The sequence below is a fragment of the Streptomyces katrae genome (assembly GCF_000966975.1).
Classification (GTDB): domain Bacteria; phylum Actinomycetota; class Actinomycetes; order Streptomycetales; family Streptomycetaceae; genus Streptomyces; species Streptomyces katrae.
In genome coordinates this window covers 1-2,266 of sequence record NZ_JZWV01001534.1, presented here as the reverse complement: position 1 = coordinate 2,266, position 2,266 = coordinate 1, and the positions used below count along the sequence as shown (strand labels likewise).

1 protein-coding gene and 1 pseudogene are annotated in these 2,266 nt (G+C 76.7%); both read right to left on the bottom strand.

The genetic code is table 11. The features are described 5' to 3' along the window. Nucleotides 1-92: 92 nt before the first annotated feature. Nucleotides 93-1,201: pseudogene (locus tag VR44_RS38940) on the bottom strand (ADP-ribosylglycohydrolase family protein). After that, nucleotides 1,198-2,266, bottom strand: a 1,069-nt coding sequence (locus VR44_RS38935) for an ADP-ribosylglycohydrolase family protein (RefSeq protein WP_045952417.1), incomplete at its 5' end; no start/stop codon positions are given. The gene VR44_RS38935 and the pseudogene VR44_RS38940, both read right to left, overlap by 4 nt.

Sequence of the window (2,266 nt, the reverse complement as noted above, 5' to 3'; positions counted from 1 at the left end):
GGTGGGGGTCGGTCGGCCCGGGGTGCGCCGGGGCGGGCCGGTCGGGGCGCCCGGTGCCGTGGGCCGGGCCGGAGACCGGGCGGGGTCGGTGGTCACCGCGGGGACGTGAGGGTCGTGAAGGCCGACTCGTGGGTGCGGCGGCGGTCGCGGTCGCGGGCGAAGACCTCGCGGGCCACGCCGGCCAGTGCCGCCGCCGGGGCGTGCAGGTCCAGGCGGCTGGCCTCGGCGACCCGCTTGGCCCAGCCGGCCGGGCGCAGTCCCGCCCGTAGTTGACGGCGCCGAGCACCGCCGTCTCGTAGCCGCCGTCCGCGACCAGCAGCATCCCGAGCGCGATCGGCAGCTCCTCGATGGAGTGCAGCCGCGAAGGCCGCCGGGCGCCCAGCGAGGGCGCGCGGTAGTCCGGGCCGACCGAGTCGTACGGGGCCACCGCCTCCCGCAGCGGCCCGAGCGCGGACTCGAAGTCCCGGTGGCGCAGGGCCGCTTCCCGTACGGCCGCGATGGCCGCCCGGGTGCCGTCCTTGGCCAGGTCCAGCGCGGTGTCCACCACCGAGGCGGCCGTCGCCCCCGGAAGGCACGCCGCCGCCACGGCCGCCGCGAAGACCCCGGCCGCCTCCCGCCCGTACGAGGACTGGTGCGCCCCGGCGATGTCCAGCGCCTCGGCGTAAGCGCCTTGCGGATTGCCCGCGTTGACCAGTCCGACCGGCGCCATGTACATCGCCGCACCGCAGTTGACGATGTTGCCGGTGCCGGCCTCGCGCGGGTCGGCGTGCGCGTAGTGCAGCCGTGTCACGATCCACTTCTCGGCGAGGAACACCCGTTGCAGGGGCAGGGCCTCGGCCTCCAGCTCGGGGATCCAGCGCGGGACGGACATCAGGTCGGGGACGAGGTGGTCGGCGACCGCGTACGCGTCCAGGTGGTCCCGTACGGTCGCGTAGACCCGTACCAGCGCGTGCGTCATGAGGGTGTCGTCGGTGACGTGCCCGTCGCCCTTGTGGTACGGCGCGATGGGGCGGGCGGTGCGCCAGTCCTCGTACCAGGGGCCGACGACGCCGTGCACGCGGCCGCCGTGCCGTTCGGCGATCTGCTCGGGGGACCAGCCCTCCACCGGGCCGCCGAGGGCGTCGCCGACGGCGGCGCCGACGAGGGAGCCGGTGATCCGGTCCTCCAGCGTGAACGTCATGCTCGAATCATCCCTTGTCATCCCTTGCGCGTCGGTGTCGGGGGCGGGGTCGGTTTCGGTGTGGGTGCGGTGAGTTCGGTACGGGTGAGGAGCGCGGCGAGCTCGACCAGGTCGGTTCCGGCCAGGCGGGGCAGCGCGCAGCCGGACAGGACGCGGCAGGCCTCGCGCCAGGGCGCGGGCAGGCAGTCGCCGCCGCCGAGGGCGCCGGTGAGGGCGCCTGCGAGGGCGGGGGCGGAGTCGGCGACGCGGGAGAGGCAGGCGGCGGCCGGTACGGCCTCGGCGGCCCTGCCGCGAGCGGCGGTGGCCAGGGCCAGGGCGACGGGGACGGTCTCGGCGGCGGCGATGCCGTAGCTGTAGACGTGGTCCACGATCTGGTGCTCCAGGAGCGGAACGAGGGCGAAGGCGCCCTCGCCGTCCGTGCGGGCGAGCTTGACGGCGTGCCGGGCGTTGCGGCCGATCTCGGTGGCGGCGGGCAGCTGTTCCAGGGCGGCGTCGACGGCGGCGGCGGTGTCCGCCCCGGCCAGGGCGACGGCGACGGCGGCTGCCATGGCGCGGGCGCCGTGGACGCCGTCGCCGTCCTGGGTGTAGCGGGCGTCGAACTCGGCGAGTTCCGCGGCCGCGTGGGGATCGCCGGGGTGGACGACGGCGAGGACGCAGGCGCGGACGCAGGCGGCGTCGTCGAAGTAGTGCGGGTTGTCGTGGCCGGTGGCGGGCGGGCGCAGGCCGGCGGCGAGGTTCCCGAGGCCGGCCCGTACGGAGATCCGCGCGCGCATCGGCAGCAGGGCGGACTCGACCTCGGGGGCCCGTTCCGCCGCCGCGGCGACCTCGCTGGCCAGGGCGTTCCAGGCCAGGTCGATGGCGGCGCGCATGCGGCGGGACCGGGAGAGGTCGCTGAGCAGGGCGCCGGCGGCGGTGAGCACGGACTCGGCGGCGAAGGCGGCCCATTCGGCGTCGTCGGAGGGGCCGAGGCGCAGGGGCTCGGGGGGCTGGTTGAGGGCGATGGGGACGGGGAGGGTGGTGGTGGCGTTCTGCTCGGCGAAGGTGTCGAGCTCCCGGGTGAGGCGGCGGGTCCCTCGGGCATCCGGC